The organism is Phycobacter azelaicus (genome assembly GCF_014884385.1).
GTDB classification, from domain to species: Bacteria; Pseudomonadota; Alphaproteobacteria; order Rhodobacterales; family Rhodobacteraceae; genus Phycobacter; species Phycobacter azelaicus.
In genome coordinates, this window is the sequence record NZ_WKFH01000003.1 from 3,063,733 (window position 1) to 3,086,432 (window position 22,700).

Here is a 22,700-nt window from a genome sequence, read left to right on the forward strand (position 1 = left end):
CGAGGGCGTCAAAGGCAGAACCGATGAAAGACAACAGTGATATCAAGGCCGTCATGGCCAGGCTTGGCAAAAACGCAAAGTTAGCAGCTGCAAACTTGGCAGTGGCCAGCGCTGAGTGCAAAGAAAAGGCGCTTTTGGCCGCGGCTGATGCGGTCTGGGCCCGGCGGGAGGAGATTATCGCGGCCAATGCCAAGGACATGGAGTTTGGCCGTGAAAAGGGGCTTAGCCCTGCGATGATGGACCGGCTGATGCTGGACGAGGCGCGCATTCAGGGTATCGTTGATGGCCTGCGCGCCGTGGCTGGGCAGGACGATCCGGTCGGTGCAGTTCTGGAAGAATGGACCCAGCCCTCAGGCCTCAGGATACAACGGGTGCGCACGCCTTTGGGCGTGATCGGCGTGATCTACGAAAGCCGCCCCAATGTGACGGCAGATGCCGGCGCCCTTTGCCTCAAGTCCGGCAATGCCGTGATCTTGCGGGGGGGATCTGAAAGTTTCCATTCGGCTCGCGCCATTCATGCCTGTCTGGTGGAGGGGCTGAAGGCTGCTGATTTGCCTGAGCATGCAGTGCAGCTGGTCCCGACCCGCGACCGCGCTGCGGTGCAAGAGCTTTTGACCATGACCAATTACGTTGATGTGATCGTGCCGCGTGGCGGCAAAGGGCTAGTGGGGCTGGTCCAGCGCGAAGCCCGTGTGCCGGTGTTTGCACACCTTGAGGGCATTGTTCATATTTATATCGACAAGGCCGCTGACCCGCAGAAGGCGCTCGATGTGGTTCTCAACGCCAAGACGCGGCGGACTGGAATCTGTGGTGCAGCGGAATGCCTGCTGATTCACCATGATGTTGCGGACACGATCGGAAAGGACGTGCTGACGGCCCTTGCGCAAGCGGGTGTCGAAATTCATGCGCAGGCAGGTCTGCCGGGCCCCGATGGTATGGCAACTGCATCTGACGAGGATTGGGGCAAGGAATACCTCGACGCCATTATCGCGGCGCGGCAGGTTGCCGATATCGACGAGGCTATCGCCTTTATCCGTGCGCATCACTCGCAGCACACCGATTGCATCCTGACGGAAGATGAGGCGGCAGCGAACCAGTTCTTTGCCGAACTCGATAGCGCCATCCTGATGCACAACGCCTCCACCCAATTTGCGGATGGCGGAGAGTTCGGCATGGGAGCCGAGATTGGCATTGCAACCGGCAAGATGCATGCCCGCGGCCCTGTGGGGGCGGCGCAATTGACCAGTTTCAAATACCTGGTTCGCGGCGACGGTACCGTACGCGCATGAGGCCAAGGAAATGCAAAACGCCACCCTCTTGGGTGGCGTTTTCGTTGTTGGATTGGCCCGCTCAGAAATGGATGGAGATCTTTTCCAGCATGGCGTCCACCTTGATCGTCCGTCCGGACTGTTCCGCGGCCTGTGGCAAGAGCGCGAACTGCACCTGGGCCGGTGTGATCGCCACATCGGCATCCTTGTTCGTGAGGCGCGCCCAGAGGGCCTCATCCATGTTCACCTTGCGACCTTCGCCGATGACCGTCCATTGACCATCCGCGCACAGAATTGCGACCGATCCGCCATAGGGCAGGGCGCTTTCCAGGCAAAGGGCGGCAAGAAAAGCCATGCGGACGTCGCTGCGGCTGGTGCCTTCTAGCGGCGCCCATTGAAAGCTCAGCCGTCCGCCTTTGCTGATGTCATCAAGAACCGAGACGATCTCGGCACGGCCCATCTGCTGATCGCCCGCCGCGCCAAAAGCAACCCGGAAAAAGCGAATACGGGCATTGGCATTGGTGACACTGTCGGAAATCAGTTCCATCTCTGGACCCGAAACCTCTCCGGACATGCCAAGCAGTTCAAGGCCGTTGTTGATGGCGCCAATCGGGCTGATCAGGTCATGACAGATCCGAGACCCTATCAAAGCGGCCAGATCTTCGTTATCTACAGCCATGTTCTTCCTCCGAATTGGGCCAGTGTGATGACCGACCTCAATGCAATCCTATCTCCGGGCATGTTCGTGAAACATCCCGAGCACCCTGAATGGGGCCTCGGGCAGGTGCAGTCCAATGCCTCCGGCAAAATCACCGTTAATTTCAGGGACCAAGGTAAACTTGTCTTCAATGCAAGCCAGGTGCCTTTGGTACCGGTGTTTGAGCCATAATGGTTTATCATAGGTTAATAAACCGTTTTCGTTTTTGTTAAACTCTTGCGTATTTCCCGGATGATACGCTATGGGCCGATCGCAGATGACAGCTGAAGTCTCCCATGCCTGATCCTTCTTTTGAGTTCTCTGTGCGCCTTGCAAAAAGCGAGGAGGATCTGCGTGCGGCGCAGGCCTTGCGTTATGAAGTGTTCGTCTGTGAACTTGGCGGCGACGGAGAGATGGTCGATCATGATGCCGGTCTCGAACGGGACCGTTTTGATCCCTATTTTGACCATATGCTGCTGACAGATAGGAAAAGCGACAAGGTCGTTGGTGTGTATCGCTTGCTGACGGATGAACGAGCGTCCGAACTCGGTGAGTTTTACTCCGAAGCGGAATATGACCTGGCGCCGCTCAAAGCTACTGGCAGACGCTTGCTGGAGCTTGGCCGGTCCTGCCTGCATCGCGATTATCGGGGCGGGGCTGGGATGTATCACCTGTGGAACGGGCTTGCCCAGTATGTATCTGAACGGAACATCGACGTCCTATTCGGGGTGGCGAGTTTTCCGGGAACCGACATCAACGCCTTGTCAGCGCCGCTGTCGCTCTTGCACGATCGGCACCTTGCGCCCGAAGAGCTGCGCGTGCGCTCACGCCGATACCAGTCCATGGACTTGATCGCGCCCGAGGCGCTGGACCGTCGCAAGGCGATGGTCGAGGTTCCAGCGCTGATCAAGGCCTATCTCAGGCTTGGCGGTTTTGTCGGGGACGGCGCCTATGTTGATCACAGCTTCAACACCACAGATGTTTGCCTGATCCTTGACACGCAGCGGATGAATGCGCGGCAGAAAAAGATTTACGCGGGCCGGAACGACGGATGAGACGGATATGAGCCCGGTTTGGCACAGCGAGGATGATCCAGATCCCATCGTGATCGGACCCATTGGGTGGGTTCTGGTGGTCGTGCGGGTGATCTTGCTGGGGACATTGGTTTTTGGTGGGCTGGTTATCCTGTTGGCGGTGCGCGTTGTTGAACAGCCGCTTTGTGGCGTGCAGCGACCCGTCACCCCCTTCATAACCCAATTCGTATGCCGCAATGCATTTCGCATTCTCGGGGTCGGCTTCGCGACGCACGGGCAGTTGATGCGTGAACGCGGGGCGGTGGTCGCCAACCACACGTCTTGGCTGGATATTTTTGCTTTGAATGCCCGAAAGCGGATCTATTTTGTTTCAAAATCAGAGGTTGCAGGCTGGCCCGGTATCGGCTGGCTGGCACGGGCCACGGGAACGGTCTTCATTGACCGAGACCGTAAAAAAGCCAAGGAGCAGACGCTGGTGTTCGAGGAGCGCCTGAAAGCCGGTCACAAGCTGCTATTCTTTCCGGAGGGCACGTCGACGGATGGCTTGCGGGTTCTTCCCTTCAAGACCACATTGTTCGCGGCCTTCTTTAGTGATCATTTGCGTGACTTCATGTTCGTTCAGCCGGTTTCCGTTGTTTTCTTTGCACCAGAGGGGGAGCCTGACCGCTTTTATGGCTGGTGGGGAGATATGGAATTCGGACCGCACCTGCTGAAAACCCTCGCGGCACGACGACAGGGACGTGTTGAGCTGCTCTATCACCCGCCGTTGCGTGTGCGGGACTTCGACAGCCGCAAGGCGCTTGCTGCCCGTTGCGAGGAGGCGGTGCGCGAAGGCCATGCCCGGTTGCACGAGAGTGTTGCAAAATAGGGCTTGCCCACCGATCAAAGGTAGCCTATACGCGCGCCATCGAACCCGCAGGCGGGGTTTGGTCTGTTCGGGGGAGACATCCCCGACACGCCGCCGGTTGGAGCATTCGCTCTGAGACCCCCGCCGAGGATAAAACCGGAAAAGGAAAGAATAGCATGGCTCTTCCCGAGTTCACCATGCGTCAGCTGCTCGAAGCTGGCGTTCACTTCGGCCACCAGACTCAGCGTTGGAACCCGCGCATGTCGCCGTTCATCTACGGCGCGCGCAACGGCATCCACATCATGGACCTGACCCAGACCGTTCCGATGCTGGACCAGGCGCTGCAGGTCGTCCGCGACACCGTTGCCAAAGGCGGCCGCATCCTGTTCGTCGGCACCAAGCGTCAGGCGGCTCAGCCGATCGCAGAAGCGGCTGAAAAGTCGGCTCAGTACTACATGAACCACCGCTGGCTGGGCGGCACGCTCACCAACTGGAAAACCGTTTCCCAGTCGATCAACCGTCTGAAAGAGATCGACGAGCGCATGGAAGCCGGTGCCGAGGGCCTCACCAAGAAAGAGCGCCTCGGCATGGAACGCGACCAGGCCAAGCTGCAGGCGTCGCTGGGCGGTATCCGTGAAATGGGCGGTGTGCCGGACCTTCTGTTCGTCATTGACGTGAAAAAAGAAGCCCTGGCAGTCGCCGAAGCCAAGAAGCTGGGTATCCCTGTTGTGGCCGTGGTCGACACCAACTGCTCGCCTGATGGCATCGACTATATCATCCCCGGCAACGACGACGCATCGCGCGCCATCGCTCTGTATTGCGATCTGGTCGCCCGTGCGGCTCTGGACGGCATGTCCGCCCAGCTGGGCGCAGCAGGCGTTGACCTTGGTGCCCTGGAAGAAGCTCCGGCCGAGGAAGCGGTTTCCGAGGAAGCCGAAGCCTGATCCCGGCTGTCACAGATATGACATCAGGGGCAGGGTATTTCCTGCCCCAATTCCGTTTCGATTTGAGGAGAGCCTGACATGGCAATCACAGCTGCACTCGTAAAAGAACTGCGCGACTCCACCGGCGCCGGCATGATGGACGCCAAAAAAGCGCTGACCGAAACCAATGGCGACATGGAAGCGGCCGTTGACTGGCTGCGCACCAAAGGTCTTGCCAAAGCGGCCAAGAAATCCGGTCGTACGGCCGCTGAAGGACTGGTTGCCGTTGTTGTCGAAGGTGGCAAGGGCGTCGCGGTCGAGGTTAACTCGGAAACCGACTTTGTTGCCAAGAACGGCGAATTCCAGGAAATGGTTTCCGGCATCGCCAAGGCCGCTCTGAGCGTCGATGATGTCGACGGTCTGAACTCTGCCGACCTGGGCGGCAAGTCCGTTTCTGACACCCTGACCGATAAGATCGCCACCATCGGTGAGAACATGACCCTGCGCCGCATGGCCAAGATCGAAGGCGAAACCGTCGTGTCCTATGTGCACAACGCGGCTGCCGACGGCATGGGCAAGATCGGTGTTCTGGTTGCGATGACCGGCGGCGACGAAGCCTTTGGCAAACAGGTTGCAATGCACATTGCTGCTGTGAACCCGGCCGCGCTGAGCGAAGCTGATCTTGATCCGGCAGTTGTCGAAAAAGAAAAGCAGGTTCAGATGGATATCGCCCGCGAATCCGGCAAGCCGGAGCAGGTCATCGAGAAGATGATCGTTGGCCGCATGAAGAAATTCGTTGCTGAGTCCACTCTGCTGAACCAGCAGTTCGTTGTGAACCCCGACCTGACCGTGGAAGCCGCGGCCAAGGAAGCAGGCGCGACCGTGACCGGTTTTGTGCGTGTTGAAGTTGGGGAAGGCATCGAAGTCGAAAAAGAAGACTTCGCGGCAGAGGTTGCAAAAGCCGCTCAAGGCTAAACACTAAACCGCAGTTACACATCTTTTTGAGCCGATGGAGAGATCCATCGGCTCTTTTGTGTTTTACGTTGTCGGGTTACTCGCGGTAGGGTGGGGCGTCGGTACGGAAAACGGCGGATCTTGCTGCCGTCGTGCCACGAATACGCACGCAGGATCGCGGTGACACTCGCTTACTACCAGGATGAAAATGGGGCCCCATTGATGGGGATGGATGGGACCCCACTAAACATGGCCGCCGACGTTGACTATAAACGCCGACAACCACACAGGTCGGAGAGCCCTGATATTGCAAGGAGCGTTTCCCAAAGTTCCAAGGCCAAAGCCACCACTCACGGAACGACGACAGATTGCAGTCTTGGTGACGTTTTCGGTAGTCGTGAATTCCTTACCTATTTGACGCTATTTGGCGTCTTGCACTTTGCGAGTTTCCGTAGGGGAAGTGCATTGGAGGTGGGCAAGATGTGCACATCATGATTCCATAACGTACATCTGGTTCTGCAGGGCCGCTTTCAGTACAGCCTGAGCCGTAGTCTCCACCGCCAGCGCATCCCGCGCAAGGCGTAGGTGCTTTTCGATCGTGGCTGGGGTAAGCCCCATCAGTAGGGCGATATCCTGGGTTGTTTTACCATCGCCGACCCATTCCAAAGCCTCCCTTTGGCGTTTCGTCAGGCCGCGGTTTGGGGGCGTGTAGGGAAGGGTCAGGATTTTTAGATGCACCACGTTGTTCATCAAGACGATGTCATCGCCATGCTCTTGCCAAAGCGCGTCCACATCATCCTGGGAAAGGCCTGGTGTCGCAGCCAGAGAAATCGCACCTTTGAAGCGGGCTGAGGACGAATAGAAGCTGACCGTGTAGCCAGCGGTCATGTTCATCTTCTTGTTGAAGGCGATGACACGTTCTGAGTCCGGCCCAAGCTTGCCCTCTTCGGCCATTTCCTCGATCAACCGCCAACTGCCTGCGCCTTCGTTTTCAAGCGCCCAACGCAGCATTGGCGCGTTGGAATAGAGGCCCTTGTGAAGAAAGCCGTTCAGATATTCGGGGGAGTGGTTGGAGAGTATGACAAAGTCTTCCGGATCTCCCAAAGAGGTTGGTGTCTTGTACCGCGTGTAACCGTAAATGAGCCTGTCGAAGTGGAATTCGGCCATCTGTGCGACATGCGCGTGCCATAGCTCTTCGAGAGTCTTTGCACCACAAACGACATGCAGATAGTCCGCAAGGTTCATTCGGTATTTGCCTCCCCACTCAAATGCCGGGCCAGAGCGTCAATGGCAAAAAGGTACCCTTGGGACCCGAAGCCGCAGATCTGACCGATTACCGCACGAGAAATGTAGGATTGGTGCCGGAATTCCTCGCGTGCGTGAATGTTTGAAAGGTGAACTTCAACTGCAGGGAGTGCAACCGAAAAGAGCGCATCCATCAGCGCGATTGAGGTGTGGGTGTAGGCCCCGGCGTTTAGGATGATGCCGTCATGTGTCCCGCGCGCGGCGTGAAGCGCATCAATCAGCGCGCCTTCATGGTTGGATTGCATGCACACCAGATCCAAACCCAGGGAAGTGGCGTGTTGTACACAGCTGCGCTCGACCATCTCAAGGGTCTCCGATCCGTAGACCTCTGGCTGGCGCGTGCCCAACAGGTTCAGATTAGGACCATTCAAGAGGAGAATACTTGGCATATCAGCTTTCCTGTGCAGACTATGTGCTGGAAACTATAGGAATAGTTTTGCGAAAGCGACCAATCAAAAGCATGGGTCATGCACTTTGTCCGATCTGAAACGGATATGGTAAACATCGCGTGGCCTGTGACTGCCGGAACATCGGTCGCTCCGCCTGGTCCGCGTTGCTTCTATTCGTTGTGCAGAACAATTTTGCCCAAGGCCTTGCGGTCTTGCACGAGTTCCAATGCTTTTCCGGCGTCCTGCATTAGGAAAATCTCGCTGATACGGGGCTTTATGGCGCCTTTTTCATACAGAGAGAAAAGCTCGGCCATGTTCGCCGCATGCCCCTTGGGGTCACGATAGACCGAGGCCCCCCAGAAAACCCCAACAATATCGCAACCCTTGAGAAGGGGCAGGTTCATCGGGATCTGTGCAATTCCGGCCGGGAAGCCGACAACCAGAAAGCGGCCCTCCCAGGCCATGGAGCGCAACGCAGGCTCACTGTAGGCCCCACCGACCGAATCATAGACCACGTTTACCCCATCTTTGCCTGACAGAGCTTTGATTTGGCTTGAGAACTCTTTCTGTTCGACCTTGTCGAGGCTGCGTTTGTAGACCAGCGTCTTGTCGGCGCCTGCCTCACGACAGAATGCCGCCTTGTCATCCGAGGAAACTGCGGCAATAACTTCTGCTCCCATTGCCTTACCCAGTTCAATGGCGGCAATGCCAACGCCGCCGGCTGCTCCAAGAACCAGCAGGCTTTCGCCCGGTTTCAGATGCGCGCGATCTTTCAGGGCGTGGTATGAGGTACCATATGTGAAGATGAAGCAGGCAGCATCCTCAAACGGCATTGCATCGGGGATCTTTATCGCGCGACCGGCGTCAATGCACAGGTGGGTCGCAAACCCGCCATGGCCCGTTAGGGCGAGAATCCGGTCGCCGATTGAGAAGCCTTCGACGCCTTCCCCGAGGGCTGCAACGACGCCTGCAATTTCACCACCCGGCGCAAAGGGGCGCGGGGGTTTCATCTGGTAAAGGTCCTGAATAATCAGTGTGTCTGGGAAATTGACCCCGGCTGCTTTGATTTCAATCAGCAATTCCCCCTTGCCGGGCACCGGATCCTGGAGGTCGCTCCAGACCAAAGTCTGTGGCCCACCTGGTTCGTTGCTCATCATCGCTTTCATGGAGACTTCCTTTTCGCGCCGATCTCTGTCCTGAAGTTACGTTAAGTCTTCTGCCACCGGGGAGCGTTGTCAATGCAATAGCGAAATGCAATTCTGCTCTGCGAAACAAGTGACGCAACGTGGGACCATGGGGGGAGAGCATGACCACAGAATCTGGCACTGAGTTTGCCGATGCGCCTGATTTTCGCAAGAAAATCCGCGTCTGGCTGGAGGAGAATTGCCCCGCAGAAATGCGCGACGGTGCCGGTGGAGAGGCCGAAATCTGTTGGGGCGGACGAAACTGGACGTTCGCGTGCGAGGGGCAAAAGCTGTGGTTGGAGCGCTGCGCAACGGTGGGCCTGACGGTGCCGACCTGGCCTAAGGCCTATGGCGGGGCGGGGTTGAGCCGAGAACAGGACAAAATACTGAAGGAGGAGATGGCCGCACTCAACGCGCGCTCTCCACTGGACAGTTTTGGGATCTGGATGCTGGGCCCGGCTTTGCTCAAGTTCGGCACCGAAGAGCAAAAGCAAAAGTTCCTGCCGCCGATTGCGCGTGGGGAAATCCGCTGGTGTCAGGGGTATTCAGAGCCAGGCGCAGGGTCGGATCTGGCTGGGGTTCAGTCCCGGGCCGAGGACAAAGGTGATCACTGGTTGGTGAACGGTCAAAAGATCTGGACCTCCTACGCCGACAAAGCCGATTGGATCTTCGCCTTGCTGCGGACTGATAAAGACGCGCCCAAGCACAAGGGAATTTCCTTTGTTCTTATGGACATGAAAAGCGATGGTATCACGACACGGCCCATTCGGCTGATCTCGGGGGCGTCGCCTTTCTGCGAGACGTTCTTTGATGATGTAAAAGTTCCGAAGGAACAGGTTGTCGGGGAGGTTAACCGGGGCTGGGACGTGGCCAAATATCTGCTGACCCATGAGCGCGAGATGATCAGTGCAGGTGGGCAGACAATGGGCGCAGGGCGGCCTTTGGGGGCTGTTCTAGCCGAAAGTGAAACCGGTGCCAGCGATCCGGTTCTACGTGCCGATGCGATGCGGACCGAGGTGGACGCATTGGCAATGGAGCTGACGCTTGAGCGCTACAAGGACCAGGCCGAAGGCGGGCAGGGCGTGGGTGATGCGTCGGCGATGCTGAAATATGCCGGAACAGAGTTGAACAAGCGCAGGCTGGAATTGGTCATGGCGGCCGGTGGCAGTGATGCTCTTGTTTGGGGGGACGGCCGCGCGGCCAGCTGGCTCAGAACCAAGGCCAACTCGATCGAGGGCGGGACATCCGAGGTGATGCTTTCGATTATCTCCCGTCGTATTCTGGGTTTGGGAGCATGACAGGCATGGTGAAACTCGTTCAGACTGAAGAAGAGGCCATGCTGCAGGATGCCGGGCGTGCGCTTCTGGAAAAATCTGCGCCCGTGTCTCGTCTGCGTGAACTGCGTGATCAGGGGCAGACCCATGATGATGCGCTGTGGCAGGAAATGGTCGCGGCCGGTTGGGCCGGGATACTTGTTCCAGAGGCCGCTGGAGGTGCCGACATGGGCCATGCTGCGGCACATGTTCTGGCGCGGGAAATGGGGCGGAACCTGACTGTCAGCCCGTTTCTAAGCACGGCGGTCATCGCGGCGACTGTTCTGCGACGGTGTGATGATCCGCGCAGCCAGTTGGCCCTTGGCGAAATTGCATCCGGCGCACGAACCTATGCTCTTGCGCTTGACGAAAAAGCTAAGTTCGACCCAGAGCATATTGAGCTGAAGGCGGAAAAACGCGGCAACGGCTATGTCCTGAATGGTGAGAAGCGATTTGTGGTGGGTGGCAGCAATGCCTCTCACGTCCTGGTTCTTGCCCGAGGAGAGGATGGGCTGTGCCTGTTTGACCTGCCTGCCGATCGCGGCGGTCTGAGCCGCACGAGTTCTGAAATGATCGACAGTCGGGATGCAGCGGAGCTGGTCTTTGAAAACGTCGAACTGTCCGGGGATGAGATCCTTGGGATGGCCGGTAGCGGAGGCAGTTTGTTGCAGTTTGGTCTTGAGGCGGGTCAAGCCGCACTTGCGGCCGAAACGGAAGGGCTGGCGCAGGCAGCCTTTGAGATGACAACCGGCTACCTGAAAGAGCGCAAGCAGTTTGGCGTCCCCATTGCCAGCTTTCAGGCCTTGCAGCATCGCGCCGCCCATCTGTGGTGTGAGATTGAACTCACGGCGTCGGCCATCCTTCACGCGGGCCGTATGCTCGACAGCGATCCTCAAAATGCCACGCTGGCAGTCTCCCTTGCCAAGGCGCGCGCCACTGATACAGCGCAGCTGGCGGTACGTGAAGGTGTTCAGATGCACGGTGGGATCGGGATGACCGATGCCTATGACATGGGTTTTTACATGAAACGCGCGCGCGTTGCGGCGGAATGGCTCGGCGACTATGGCTATCACGCTGACCGGGTGGCGCGCCTGCGAGGCTTTTGAAGGATTATAAGATGCAGGAACTCTTTGCTCTGAATGGAAAAACAGCGCTTGTGACGGGCGGCGCGACCGGCATTGGCCGGATGGCCGCCGAAGCCATGGTACGCGCTGGCGCGCGAGTCTTGATCGCATCGCGCAAGGGTGACGCCTGCGAGGCGGTTGCGGCCGAGCTTAACGCGCTCGAGGCTTCTGGGAGCGCCGAAGGTTTCGCCGGAGACGTGGGAGACGCGGAGGGTATCGAAAAGCTGGTGGCAGAAGTGAAATCCCGCACCGATGCGCTGCATATCCTGATGAATAACTCCGGGATCACATGGGGCGCGCCCTTGGGGCAGTTTCCGCATCATGCCTGGCAAAAGGTGATGAACGTCAATGTCGCCGGAGTGTTTGATCTGACGCAAAAGCTGCTGCCACTGCTCATCGAATCCTCCGACGCGGACGACCCTGCGCGCGTTATCAACGTTGGATCAGTTATGGGCGAGATCCCGATGGGCGACGGAGCGTACAGTTATTCCGCCTCAAAAGCCGCTGTGATCCATATGTCCAAGATCCTGGCCAAGGAGCTTGCCCACAAGCACGTCACGGTCAACGCGCTTGCGCCGGGACCTTTCGTGTCGCGCATGACCGCTTTTGCCACGGGCGATGCGGACAAGCGGGAAAAGGTGGGCAAGGACGTCCCCCTTGGTCGCGTGGGTCGAGACGAGGATATCGCCGGCGCTGTGCTTTTCCTGTCTGGGCGCGGGGGGGCTTATGTAACTGGGGCGGTGATCCCCGTGTCCGGCGGCATCAACGTTATGTCAGGCCACAATATTTTTGAAAGCGCACTGAACTAGTGCATGAAGTGTAGGCTTTAGAGGTTTGGAAATGAACAATACCACCTGGTCCCGAAACGAAGATCACCTGCCGCCTGCCTTGCGTGGACTTCGCATTCCGCTGATTGGCTCTCCGCTGTTCATCATCTCGGTGCCAGAGCTGGTGATCGCTCAGTGCAAGGCCGGGATCATTGGTGCCTTTCCTGCGCTGAATGCACGCGAAGCGGAAGATGAGCCGCCGTTGCTGGAGGCCTGGCTTAAGCAGATCACCGAGGAACTAGACCGCCATAATCAGGAAAACCCGGATCGCCCGGCCGCGCCTTTTGCGGTGAACCAGATTGTACATCGCTCCAATGCGCGGCTTGAGCGTGATCTCGAAATCTGTACCCGCTGGAAGGTGCCAGTCTGGATCACCTCGCTTGGCGCGCGTCCCGAGGTGAATGAAGCGGCCCATTCCTGCGGTGGTGTTGTGCTGCACGATGTGATCAACAACCGTTTTGCCAAAAAGGCGATCGAGAAGGGTGCGGATGGGCTGGTTGCCGTGGCTGCCGGAGCAGGCGGGCATGCCGGACAACAATCGCCCCTAGCCTTGATCCGGGAAATTCGGAGCTGGTTCGATGGCCCTCTCGCGCTGTCGGGTGCAATTGCCACCGGGGAGTCTCTTTTGGCTGCGCGTGCCATGGGGGCGGATTTCGGCTACGCCGGTTCACCATTCATTGCCACGCACGAAGCCAACGCTCAGAGTGAATACAAACAGATGATTGTCGACAGCAGCGCCGAAGATATCGTCTATTCCTCATTGTTTACAGGCGTTTGGGGTAACTATCTGAAAGATTCTGTTGTTAGGGCGGGCCTTGACCCCGATAACCTCCCGACTGCGGATTCAACGTCGATGAACTTTGGCAGCGGATCCTCCAAACCCAAAGCCTGGAAAGAGATCTGGGGGTCGGGGCAGGGAATTGGTGCGGTCAAAGAGGTGTGCTCGACTGGCGACCTGGTTGATCGGATCGACCGTGAGTATCGCGCCGCGGGAGCGAGGCTCGCCGCTGAGTTCCTGGGCTAGGTCATGGCTGAGATACTGGTCGTGAGGCATGGTCAGGCCTCTTTCGGGGCGGACAACTATGATGAGCTCAGTGACCTTGGGCGAAAGCAGGGTCAGTTGCTTGGCGAGACGCTGCGCGCGATGGGCTGGCAGCCGGACCGCGCGATCACTGGCAGTCTGGCGCGCCAGAAACAGACCCTTGAGGAGATGGGATTTTCTGTTCAGGCTGAAGAGCATAGTGGGTGGAACGAATATGACTTCCATGACCTGTTGCACCAGCGGTTCGGGGGGCAGGCCCCCGATGATGTTATTACGGACCGTAAAACCCACTTCCGGGCTCTGCGCGATACTTTGGCAGAATGGCAGGATGGGGGGATCCAATCGGCCCGAGAAACCTGGGCGCAGTTCACTGCCCGTGTGGAGGCGGCGCGTCGTCATGCTGCAGCCTGTGACGCTGAACGGATCCTGGTGGTCAGCTCGGGGGGAGTGATTGCGAGATTGGTCGCGGCGACGCTAGAGGTTCCTGATCGCCAGATGATCACACTGAACTTGCAGGTAAAAAACACCTCCCTAACCCGGTTCATTTCGTCCAAGAGGCGTTTTTTTCTACATGAATTCAATTCGGTGCCGCAGTTTCATGATGCCGCGCGCGCTGAACTGATGAGCTATAGCTGAGGGAGCATGACATGAGCAGCGACACCCAGACACTGGACATCGAGGCAATCAGGCGGTTCCTCGGCGGGCGCCTGGCCGGGTTTGATGGTCCAGTAGAGGTTCAAAAGTTTGCCACCGGACAATCAAATCCGACCTTCTTGCTGAAAACCTCGGCTGGAAACTATGTCCTGCGCCGCAAACCTCCCGGGGTGTTGCTCAAATCGGCCCATGCAGTTGATCGCGAGTTCCGTGTCCAGCAGGCGTTGGCGGGTACGGATGTGCCGGTCGCCAAGATGCATCTGCTGTGCGAAGACAATGATGTCATCGGATCTGCCTTTTACATTATGGAGCATGTCGCAGGGCGCAATTTCACCGATCCGGTGATGCCGGATCTGGACACGGCAGAGCGCACGGCGGTGATCGACGATATGAACCGCGTGCTTGCAGCCTTGCATGATATTGACATCGATAGCGTTGGTCTTTCGGACTATGGCCCGCCCGGAAATTACTTTGAGCGTCAGCTTGGCCGTTGGACCAAACAGTACCGGGCCTCGGAAACTCGCGTCATCCCCGAAATGGATGAGTTGATCCAGGAGCTGGAAGCGGCCATGCCAAAGGACGACGGCCAGCGCGGGTTGGTGCATGGGGATTATCGCATCGACAACATGATCTTCAGCGCGGACGCCCCCAAGTGCCTAGCCGTGCTTGACTGGGAACTCTCGACTATCGGCCATCCTTACGCTGATCTTGCCGGCGTGATCATGCAATGGCAAATGCCACCGGGGCAGGAGGGGCGGGGTCTCGCCGGCATTGATCGCAAGGCCCTCGGTCTGCCCACGGACGAGGCCTTTGTCGAAGCCTACTGTCACCGCAGGGGGCTGCCGGGGATTGATAACTTCGGCTTCTATCTGTCCTTCAGCTTCTTCCGTATGGCAGGCATTTTGCAGGGGGTTCTGAAACGCGCGCTTGATGGCAACGCGTCAAACCCAGAAAGAGCGCGAAAGCTGGGCGGCTTTGTTCCCATCTTTGCTCAGAGCGGTCTTAAAGCCTTGAAAAGCTGAACTCATGCCGGGCCTTGCCCGATATGGCGACGTCGTGGCATTTATTGGTCTGCTGTGCGTATTCTGTGCAGAAGGACGGCTGATTGCGTGGTTTTACGTATGCCTTAACTCTCGACCCCTATGCATCCACTGCGCATTATGGACTTAACAGGCGGGCCGACACATCCTTGGTCGCCCGGGAGGATATTTCTAATGACACAGTCAGATTGGCTGAACACAAAAGACCTTGGAGAAGGCGTTGTGGAGTTGCAGTTGGGTCGGGGTCCGGTCAACGCGTTGAGCGCAGATTTCCTGATGGCGTTCGCGACAATGATTGGCGAGATGGGGCAGGACACCGCCGTGCGGGCCATTATCCTGAAAAGTCCGTTCAAGGTGTTTTCTGCCGGGGTCGATCTGAAAGAGGCGAAGGCATTCGATCTGGAGCAGCAGCAGGCGATGGTCCGGGGCCTGAATGAAGCGGTTCTCGGGCTCTATAGCTGTCCAAAACCTGTTGTGGCGGCCGTTGGAGGCGCTGCAATCGCGGGTGGGCTGTTCTTTGTTCTCGGTTCTGATGTAAGGGTTGGCTATTCAAAATCGGCCTATGGTCTTGCCGAAGTGCGTGTGGGCGTCGACTTTCCCGTTGGTCCGCTTGAGGTTGCTAAAGCGACGCTCGATACCAATACCCAGCGGCGGATGATGCTGACCGGCCAACCAATCGGCCCAATCGCGGCGCGCAACTATGGCTTTGTAGATATCATCGCCGAGGATATGGAAGATCTTGAGATCTACAGCCTGCGCGAAGCCCGCAAACTGGCAGAACTGCCGCCTGAGACCTACGCATCCGTCAAAATGCAACTACGCGGCGATACGATTGCCCGCATCAAGTCAGCGATGGCGTCAGGCGGTAACGAACCCGAACAGGGTTGGTTCCGGGATGAAACAGCCCCAGCAATGGAGCGTATGTTGCGAGGGGATGGCTGAAACAAAGCCAAGATAAACTGGGGGAGCAGGCATGGATCAAGGCCGCTTGGAGCGTGTTAAAACATGGCAGCAACGCTATGTGGATGAAAGAAAATATGCGGGTAGCGCGGTTCTGATCCACCAGGGTGGCGAGGAAACCTTTTATCATGCGGTGGGCAAGCGCAACCTCGAAGAAGGTTTGCCGTTTTCCCGTGATACCATGGTTCGTATCTACTCCATGACCAAACCGGTGACATCGCTCGCTATCATGATGCTGCTCGAACGCGGGATGTTCCATCTTGATGCGCCGGTGTCGGATTTCATACCTGAATTCAGTGAGATGAAGGCGTTAGTGCCGGGCGCGACTGCAATCGATCAGACCGAAGCCAGCAGAAGCCCAACCTTGCATGAGTTGCTGACTCACACCAGCGGGTTGAGTTACCCGTTCAATCCTGGCGTTCTGCCTGCGGCCATGGACGAGCGTGAACTGATGTTCAAACCGCGCCAGGGGAGTCTGGCGGCGATGGTGGCCGAGCTTGCATCCTATCCGCTGGCATTTCAGCCTGGTGCCCGCTGGGAATACTCGGTCAGCATCGATGTCCTTGGGCGCGTTGTCGAAGTGGTCTCGGGCAAGAACCTGGGGGAGTTCTTCCGTTCCGAGATTTTTGAGCCACTCGGGATGCAAGAAACTGGTTTTCGCGTCCCGGAAGGAGTCGGCGATCGGTTTGCCTCCCTCTATACGCCGCTTGTCGGCGATGCGATGGCGCTGAATTCGGCCAAGCCCGGTGGCGACACACTTCGGTTGACGGACAGTTACGGTGGATCGCCTTTTGAAACCGCCGACATGATGTCTGGCGGCGGCGGTTTGGTCGGTACCATTGATGACTACATGAAGTTTGCCGAGATGTTGCGCCAGCGCGGGGCATGCGGTGACGGCTTTATCATCAGCCCACAAACAGCTGATTTTATGATGAGAAACCATCTGCCCGGTGATATCGCCTCGATGGGGCCGCAAAGTTTTGCAGAGCAGCCGATGGAAGGTATGGGCTTTGGCCTAGGCGGTGCTGTGGTGCTCGATCCGGGCCGGGCGCGCTGTCCGGGATCCGTTGGCGATTTCAGTTGGGGCGGTATGGCTTCGACATTTTTCTGGGTAGATCCAGTTTTGGATCTCTCTGTTGTTTTCTTTACTCAGCTGTCTCCCTCCAGCTCCTATCCCTCGCGCGCTGAACTGAAGGCCCTGGTTCATGGGGCGGTTTGCCAATGACCGAAGAAATGGCACGTGACATCCTTTGGCGCCCAAGCCATGAGCGCGCAGAGGCAAGCCGCCTGGTCGCATTCCAGACCTGGCTTGCTGCTGAAAAATCTCGGACATTCAAAGACTATAATGCCCTTTGGGAGTGGAGCGTCTCTGACCTTGAGGGGTTCTGGAGCGCGCTGGCAGAATTCTTTGCGTTAGAGTTTGACACTGCGCCGACGTCCGTCTTGGGAAGCCGTTGCATGCCGGGCGCTGAGTGGTTTCCTGGCGCGCAGCTCAACTGGGCACACCATATGCTGCGACAGGCGGAGAAAACGCCAGAAAATCAGGCGCTTGTGGTTCATTCTGAAACCTTCGGCAGGGTTGATCTCACCTGGGCTGAATTGGCTGATCGGGTGGCCAGCGTTGAGGCTCATTTGCGCCAGATGGGCGTCGGGCAGGGGGATCGTGTGACAGCAGTGCTGCCCAACACCGAAACCGCCATCATTGCCTGCCTTGCCGCAACCAGCCTAGGCGCGATCTGGTCGCTCTGTGCCCCGGACATGGGGCACGTCGCTATTCTGGACCGTTTCCGGCAGATTGAACCAAAGGTGCTGATTTACCAGGATGGCTATGTCCACGCGGGAAAGACCATGGATCGCCGCGATGCGCTGAGCGCCATCGCCAAGGGCTTGCCCAGCGTTGAGCAGATCATTGTCCTGCCGGTTGTTGGTGAAGTTCCAACCGGAGCACAGGACTGGCGGGACCTTGTCACAAGCGATGCACCGCTTGCGTTTACGCCTGTGCCTTTTGATCACCCGCTTTGGATCGTCTATTCCTCTGGCACCACAGGAAACCCGAAGCCTATCGTTCACGGGCATGGCGGTATCCTTCTTGAAGGTGCGAAACAATCGCTGCATCAGGACCTGAGCGCAGACAGCCGCTTTTGCTGGATGACGTCGTCTGGCTGGGTCATGTGGAATGCGCAATTCGTGGCGTTGGGACAGGGCGCAACCACCGTGCTTTACGACCGTGCTCCAAATCACCCCGATATGTTGGAGCTATGGCGTCGCGCCGCCGATGAGCAGATAACCTATCTCGGTGTGGGTGCTGCCTATATCACCGCGTGTGTGAAGGCGGGGATCAGGCCTGGAGCAGAGCTTGACCTGTCAGCGCTGGTGTCGCTTGGGACGACAGGTTCACCTTTGACATCAGACGGATACGATTGGGTGTATTCAGAGGTGAAAAAGGATATCTGGCTTGCGCCGATTTCAGGCGGGACAGACCTGTGTGGTGCTTTCGTCTGTGGCAACGTCACCATGCCGGTGCGCGCTGGCGAAATGCAATGCCGTGCGCTTGGGAATGCGGTGCGGGCCTTTGACGAGGCCGGAAAAGAGGTCATCGGGGCTGTCGGGGAGCTGGTCTGCACGGAGCCTTTGCCGTCCATGCCATTGTTTTTTTGGGGGGATGAGGATGGATCGCGGCTGCATTCCAGTTATTTTGACACCTATCCCGGTATCTGGCGACATGGAGACTGGATCGAAATCACGCCCGAGGGCGGGTCTGTTATCTACGGCCGGTCGGATGCGACCATAAACCGGCGTGGGCTCAGGCTCGGATCTTCTGAGATTTATCAAGCGGTTGAAGGCCTGCCCGAGATCCTTGACAGTCTGGTGGTCGATCTTGAGTTTCTGGGCCGCGATAGCTTTATGCCGCTATTTATTGTGCTGGCCGAGGGACAAGCGTTGGACGATACCCTTGTGGACAAGATTAAATCGGCCATTCGCAGCTCGGTTTCTGCCCGGTTCATGCCGGATGAAATCAATGTGGTGGCTGAGATACCCCGCACACTTTCGGGAAAGAAGCTGGAAGTTCCGGTCAAAAAGCTGCTACTTGGGGGCGATCCTGCGCATGTGGTGAACCGGGACTCGATGGCCAATCCGGACAGTTTCGAGACTTTTGTCGCCTATGCAAAAGCGCGGGAATCCACTTAAGAAAGGCGAATTAAATGTCTGATGCTGGGAGGGTTTTGCTCAATCTTCTGGATTTGGAGCGGCTGGACCGTAACCTGTATCGCGGCATTGGATCAGGCGGCGAAACCCCGACGCGGATCTACGGCGGTCAGGTCATCGCTCAGGCACTGACGGCCGCCTACGCGACGGTGCCAGATCGTTTGTGTCACTCGCTGCATGCGTACTTTATCCGGCCCGGCGATCCCGCAAGCCCGGTGATCTATCAGGTCGATCCGGCCCGTGATGGCGGTAGTTTTACCACGCGACGGGTCACCGCAATCCAGAATGGGAAGCAGATCCTGAACTTAGCGGCGTCTTTTCACAAAGAGGAACCGGGGTGGAGCCATCAGCACGCCATGCCGGATGTACCGCCTCCGGAAGGCCTGCAGAGCCGGGATGAGTTGCACCAATCCCATGCGCACCGCATTGCGGAACACATGCGGGATGAATTCACCCGCGCACGGCCGTTCGAAATCCGGGATGTCGAACCGCGTGACCCGCTTTATCCGGAAATTTCAAGCGATATCAATCATATGTGGATAAGAATGGAGGCGGCTCAAGGGGCAGGGCCACAGCTGCAACATGTGCTGATGGCCTATGCCTCCGACTTTGGGCTTTTAGGCTCGGCGCTCAGACCGCACGGGATCACGTGGTTCAAACCTGAGGCGATGACCGCTAGTCTGGATCATGCCATGTGGTTTCATGCGCCGGTTCAGTTCGAGAACTGGCATCTCTACACGATGGATTCTCCCTTCGCGGGCAATGGCCGCGGCTTTAACCGCGGCTCGATATACACCCGAGATGGCCATCTCGTCGCGAGTGTTGCCCAGGAAGGCCTGATGCGACCGATCAATCGCCAACGAACACTCTAACCGGCCTCAAAGCGATCGCGCAGCTTTTGCATGCCCGTGATCCAGCGATCGTAGTTTGCCGTCTTGGCTTGCATGTAGCCCATGACCTTTGGATGTGGAAGTACCAGAAACCTCTGGTTTTCAATGGCTTCCACGCAGGCGTTGGCAACATCCTCGGGCTCCAGCAGGCCATCTACGCTTGCGACGCTATTCTCCATACCACGAGTCATTTCAGACCGAACAGCTTGTGGACACAGCACCGAGACACCAATTCCCTGGTCGCCGTACGTGATTGCCAGCCATTCGGCAAATCCAACAGCAGCGTGTTTTGTGACGCCGTATGGCGCTGCGCCGATCTGGTTCAGCAGCCCGGCAGCCGATGCTGTTGTCAGAATATGACCGCCGCCGCGCTCCAGCATCCGCGGGACGAGATGGCGGGCAGTCCACACATGAGACATTACGTTTATGTCCCATATTCTTTGCCAGGCGTCATTTTCCACCTCAAGGCCGCCTAGCGTCAGGATGCCGGCATTGGCGCAAAACAGATCAATCGGAGCGATTTGCGTCTCAACGGTTTCGATGAGGGCCTGAATGCTGTCTTCGGATGCAACATCAACGGTTTTTGCGATCCCGCCAATCTCTGCGGCTGTGCGCGCGGCGCCATCGGCGTCAATGTCAGCGCAGATCACATGAGAGGCGCCGAGGGCGGCGAACTTATTGGCCAAACCTTTGCCAATACCACTTGCGGCGCCCGTCACGACAATGCAGCTATCCTTGAAATTCATGGTCGTCCTTACACTTGAGCCAATTGTCATCAGGCTAACTGCCGAGGGTCTATCTGCCAATCCCACGTGACGGAACGGAACAATTATATTACATAATACTGATTATGGGAATCGTGTAGCGCCTGACGGGAGCCGCTGAGCGCACTTAGCTCGGCTGCTGGATCAGAGCTTCAAAAGCTTCGTTCTGAGAAAGGAAAACCTGGCCCGTAAGCGCATCAAGGAGATGACTGCGTTTCAAACGGTCCATGACCGGACCTTTGACTTCTGAAAGGTGCAACTTGACCCCCATGTCAGACAGCCGCTGGTTTATCTCTTCCAGCGATTCCAATGCGCTGAGATCGATCTCGTTGACTGCTGAGCACATGAGAACCACGTGTTCAATGTCATCCCGGCCGTCGTGAACGCGGGCCAGTATCATATCCTCCATCCGGCGCGCATTGGCGAAATACAGGCTTTCATCAATACGGAGCGTGACGACCCTAGGATCCGTCAGAACCTGATGGCGGTGAATGTTGCGGAAATGTTGGGTTCCTGGCACCTGCCCCACTTCGGCGACATGGGGGCGCGACGTCTTCCAGACGAACAGAAGCAAGGATACCATTACACCTGCTGCGACGCCCGTTTCCACGCCGACCAGCAAGGTCAGCATGATCGTGCTGAGAACCGCTGCAAAATCGGCTTTTGAGTAGGTCCAGGCGGTTTTCAGGATTTTCAGATCCACCAGCGACAACACGGCAATGATAATCGTGGCAGCCAATGTCGCCTTTGGAAGGAAGTACAGTAACGGAGTGAGATAAAGCGCTGCAAACGTCAGGCCAATCGCCGTGAAGGCTCCGGCGGCCGGTGTTCGCGCCCCGGCATCAAAGTTGACCACCGAGCGTGCGAAGCCACCCGTGACAGAATACCCCCCCGACATGGCAGAGGCAATGTTTGCTGCGCCAAGGGCTTTCAATTCCTGGTTGGGATCGATCTTTTGCCGCCGTTTGGCCGCCAGTGTTTGCGCAACCGAAACGCTTTCGACATAGCCTATTATGGTGATCAGTGCGGCCGGTCCGATGAGTGCGGGAATAAGCGCCCAATCGATTGTCGGTAGACCCAGCGGCGGCAAGCCTGTGGGCACCTCGCCGACTACGGCGACCCCCAGCCCTGGAAGGTTGGCACCCCAGGATAGCAGGATCGTTCCGATGACTGCAAAGACTGGACCAACCCGAGCAGCGGTTCCTGCTGCCCCTTTGGAAAGGCCCAGACGTCTGTGCAGGACGTCTGCCATATGTCGACGCACCCAGACGAGGAAGCCAAGTGCTGCCAGGCCGGTCGCCAATGTCCAGGGGTTGAGGTGCGTTATCCCCTGCCCCAACGAAGACAGGATTTCGGGAAGATTGTGCCCCTGAGCAGGAATTCCGAGGATGTGCTTGAGCTGACTGACGGCAATCAGGATCCCTGACGCCGTGATGAAGCCCGCGATTACCGGGTGTGACAGGAGATTTGCAACCACGCCAAGGCGCAGGGCTCCCATGGCCACCAGCATCACGCCCGACAATAGGGCAAGCACCCCTGCTGCCGCGATGAACTCGGACACACTGTCTATTCCAAGCGGCGCGAGCGCCGATGCGCTCATGAGTGATATGACCGCCACCGGTCCGACGGCTAGCGCTCGCGAGGTGCCAAAGATTGCATAGGCAACAAGAGGCAGGATGGAGGCGTAAAGACCAACCTCGGCAGGAAGACCTGCCAAAAGAGCGTATGCCAGTGATTGAGGGATCAGCATGATCGTAACGATGACTGCAGCAGTCATGTCTCCGCTGAGGTCTATGCGATCATACCGTTTGCCCCAGTCCAGGATGGGCAACAAGCGCGGAAGGTCGATACGAAGAGATGGCTTTGGCATAAGGCGGCTTTCATTGGAAGGATTGGATCGGCTTGAGATTAACCGTCCCACCCAAACATATTCACAAAACGATATATAATTGTTGTTCGCATGTTGAAAGCCCTGTCGTTAAAATTATCCGCAGAACGTGCTCGACCCCGCAGTTTCGACGCTGTTAACATGTGGTAAATGTCCGCCGCGCTCGTGCAAAAGGTTTCGGTAATCTGTGACGGTTGTTTTGCGTATTTTCGGCGCAAAGACGCAAGCCTACTATTGCAATTCTGCAGGGTGTGAGCATTCTCAGACTCGGGGAGCTGAAGGTTTTTATCGCGCTTTGCAGTTCCGCCCCTTCAGCATGCCCATTTCGTATGTTTCGTAGCACTTTGCGTAGCTGCCAGACCTGCGGCTTTTTCGCTGAGAATATTTGCG

At 57.5% G+C, this 22,700-nt stretch carries 22 protein-coding genes; 16 read left to right on the forward strand and 6 right to left on the reverse strand.

The window, feature by feature from the left end:
* The first annotated feature begins 23 nt into the window (after nt 1-23).
* On the forward strand, nt 24-1,289 hold the full coding sequence (locus INS80_RS15825) for a glutamate-5-semialdehyde dehydrogenase (protein ID WP_192966548.1): 1,266 nt from the start codon (nt 24-26) through the stop codon (nt 1,287-1,289).
* A gap of 61 nt (nt 1,290-1,350) precedes the next feature.
* On the opposite strand, the gene INS80_RS15830 is transcribed toward INS80_RS15825, so the two are convergent.
* Entirely contained in the window at nt 1,351-1,947 is a 597-nt protein-coding gene (locus tag INS80_RS15830) for a histidine phosphotransferase family protein (RefSeq protein ID WP_192966549.1), read from the reverse strand.
* 27 nt (nt 1,948-1,974) lie between these two features.
* Between INS80_RS15830 and INS80_RS15835 the strand changes: the two genes are divergently transcribed.
* From INS80_RS15835 to tsf, 5 genes are all read left to right on the forward strand, one after another.
* Nucleotides 1,975-2,157 (forward strand): DUF3553 domain-containing protein, encoded by a 183-nt coding sequence (locus INS80_RS15835; protein WP_192966550.1) that lies wholly within the window; start codon nt 1,975-1,977, stop codon nt 2,155-2,157.
* Between the two features lie 104 nt (nt 2,158-2,261).
* On the forward strand, nt 2,262-3,020 hold the full coding sequence (gene olsB, locus INS80_RS15840; protein WP_192966551.1) for an L-ornithine N(alpha)-acyltransferase: 759 nt from the start codon (nt 2,262-2,264) through the stop codon (nt 3,018-3,020).
* A 7-nt stretch (nt 3,021-3,027) separates the two neighbouring features.
* Nucleotides 3,028-3,867: a lyso-ornithine lipid O-acyltransferase gene (gene olsA, locus INS80_RS15845; RefSeq protein ID WP_192966552.1), complete on the forward strand. Its 840-nt coding sequence runs from the start codon at nt 3,028-3,030 to the stop codon at nt 3,865-3,867.
* Between the two features lie 155 nt (nt 3,868-4,022).
* Entirely contained in the window at nt 4,023-4,790 is a 768-nt protein-coding gene (gene rpsB, locus INS80_RS15850; protein WP_192966553.1) for a 30S ribosomal protein S2, read from the forward strand.
* Nucleotides 4,791-4,868: 78 nt separating this feature from the next.
* Nucleotides 4,869-5,744, forward strand: a complete 876-nt coding sequence (gene tsf, locus INS80_RS15855; RefSeq protein ID WP_192966554.1) for a translation elongation factor Ts — start codon at nt 4,869-4,871, stop codon at nt 5,742-5,744.
* A gap of 468 nt (nt 5,745-6,212) precedes the next feature.
* Here tsf and INS80_RS15860 read toward each other — a convergent pair whose 3' ends face one another.
* The 3 genes from INS80_RS15860 to INS80_RS15870 all read right to left on the reverse strand — a co-directional run bounded on the left by INS80_RS15860 (nt 6,213) and on the right by INS80_RS15870 (nt 8,583).
* A complete protein-coding gene (locus INS80_RS15860) occupies nt 6,213-6,968 on the reverse strand; it encodes a helix-turn-helix transcriptional regulator (RefSeq protein WP_192966555.1) in 756 nt (251 codons plus the stop codon).
* Nucleotides 6,965-7,417 carry a type II 3-dehydroquinate dehydratase gene (gene aroQ, locus INS80_RS15865; protein WP_192966556.1) on the reverse strand — a complete coding sequence of 151 codons (453 nt, stop codon included), beginning with the start codon at nt 7,415-7,417 and terminating at the stop codon, nt 6,965-6,967. Before aroQ ends, INS80_RS15860 begins: the two co-directional genes overlap by 4 nt.
* A gap of 170 nt (nt 7,418-7,587) precedes the next feature.
* Nucleotides 7,588-8,583, reverse strand: a complete 996-nt coding sequence (locus tag INS80_RS15870; protein WP_192966557.1) for an NADPH:quinone oxidoreductase family protein — start codon at nt 8,581-8,583, stop codon at nt 7,588-7,590.
* 140 nt (nt 8,584-8,723) lie between these two features.
* Here INS80_RS15870 and INS80_RS15875 point away from each other — a divergent pair, with 140 nt between their 5' ends.
* The 10 genes from INS80_RS15875 (at nt 8,724) to INS80_RS15920 (ending at nt 19,640) form a co-directional block, all read left to right on the forward strand.
* The gene (locus INS80_RS15875) at nt 8,724-9,899 is read left to right on the forward strand and encodes an acyl-CoA dehydrogenase family protein (protein WP_192966558.1); all 1,176 of its coding nucleotides are present in this window, start codon (nt 8,724-8,726) and stop codon (nt 9,897-9,899) included.
* A 5-nt stretch (nt 9,900-9,904) separates the two neighbouring features.
* A complete protein-coding gene (locus INS80_RS15880; RefSeq protein ID WP_192966559.1) occupies nt 9,905-11,020 on the forward strand; it encodes an acyl-CoA dehydrogenase family protein in 1,116 nt (371 codons plus the stop codon).
* Between the two features lie 11 nt (nt 11,021-11,031).
* The gene (locus tag INS80_RS15885; protein ID WP_192966560.1) at nt 11,032-11,847 is read left to right on the forward strand and encodes an SDR family NAD(P)-dependent oxidoreductase; all 816 of its coding nucleotides are present in this window, start codon (nt 11,032-11,034) and stop codon (nt 11,845-11,847) included.
* Nucleotides 11,848-11,878: 31 nt separating this feature from the next.
* Nucleotides 11,879-12,889, forward strand: coding sequence for an NAD(P)H-dependent flavin oxidoreductase (locus tag INS80_RS15890; RefSeq protein WP_192966561.1), 1,011 nt, complete (start codon nt 11,879-11,881; stop codon nt 12,887-12,889).
* Between the two features lie 3 nt (nt 12,890-12,892).
* A complete protein-coding gene (locus INS80_RS15895; protein ID WP_192966562.1) occupies nt 12,893-13,543 on the forward strand; it encodes a histidine phosphatase family protein in 651 nt (216 codons plus the stop codon).
* Between the two features lie 11 nt (nt 13,544-13,554).
* On the forward strand, nt 13,555-14,583 hold the full coding sequence (locus tag INS80_RS15900; RefSeq protein WP_192966563.1) for a phosphotransferase family protein: 1,029 nt from the start codon (nt 13,555-13,557) through the stop codon (nt 14,581-14,583).
* A gap of 192 nt (nt 14,584-14,775) precedes the next feature.
* Nucleotides 14,776-15,543 (forward strand): enoyl-CoA hydratase/isomerase family protein, encoded by a 768-nt coding sequence (locus INS80_RS15905; protein WP_192966564.1) that lies wholly within the window; start codon nt 14,776-14,778, stop codon nt 15,541-15,543.
* 31 nt (nt 15,544-15,574) lie between these two features.
* A complete protein-coding gene (locus tag INS80_RS15910) occupies nt 15,575-16,786 on the forward strand; it encodes a serine hydrolase domain-containing protein (RefSeq protein ID WP_192966565.1) in 1,212 nt (403 codons plus the stop codon).
* An 8-nt stretch (nt 16,787-16,794) separates the two neighbouring features.
* The gene (locus tag INS80_RS15915) at nt 16,795-18,750 is read left to right on the forward strand and encodes an acetoacetate--CoA ligase (protein WP_192967310.1); all 1,956 of its coding nucleotides are present in this window, start codon (nt 16,795-16,797) and stop codon (nt 18,748-18,750) included.
* A 14-nt stretch (nt 18,751-18,764) separates the two neighbouring features.
* Nucleotides 18,765-19,640, forward strand: a complete 876-nt coding sequence (locus tag INS80_RS15920) for an acyl-CoA thioesterase (protein ID WP_192966566.1) — start codon at nt 18,765-18,767, stop codon at nt 19,638-19,640.
* On the opposite strand, the gene INS80_RS15925 is transcribed toward INS80_RS15920, so the two are convergent.
* Both INS80_RS15925 and INS80_RS15930 read right to left on the reverse strand, forming a co-directional pair.
* The gene (locus INS80_RS15925; RefSeq protein WP_192966567.1) at nt 19,637-20,404 is read right to left on the reverse strand and encodes an SDR family oxidoreductase; all 768 of its coding nucleotides are present in this window, start codon (nt 20,402-20,404) and stop codon (nt 19,637-19,639) included. The genes INS80_RS15920 and INS80_RS15925 overlap by 4 nt on opposite strands.
* Nucleotides 20,405-20,549: 145 nt before the next feature.
* Nucleotides 20,550-22,292: a SulP family inorganic anion transporter gene (locus INS80_RS15930; protein WP_192966568.1), complete on the reverse strand. Its 1,743-nt coding sequence runs from the start codon at nt 22,290-22,292 to the stop codon at nt 20,550-20,552.
* Nucleotides 22,293-22,700: the final 408 nt, after the last annotated feature.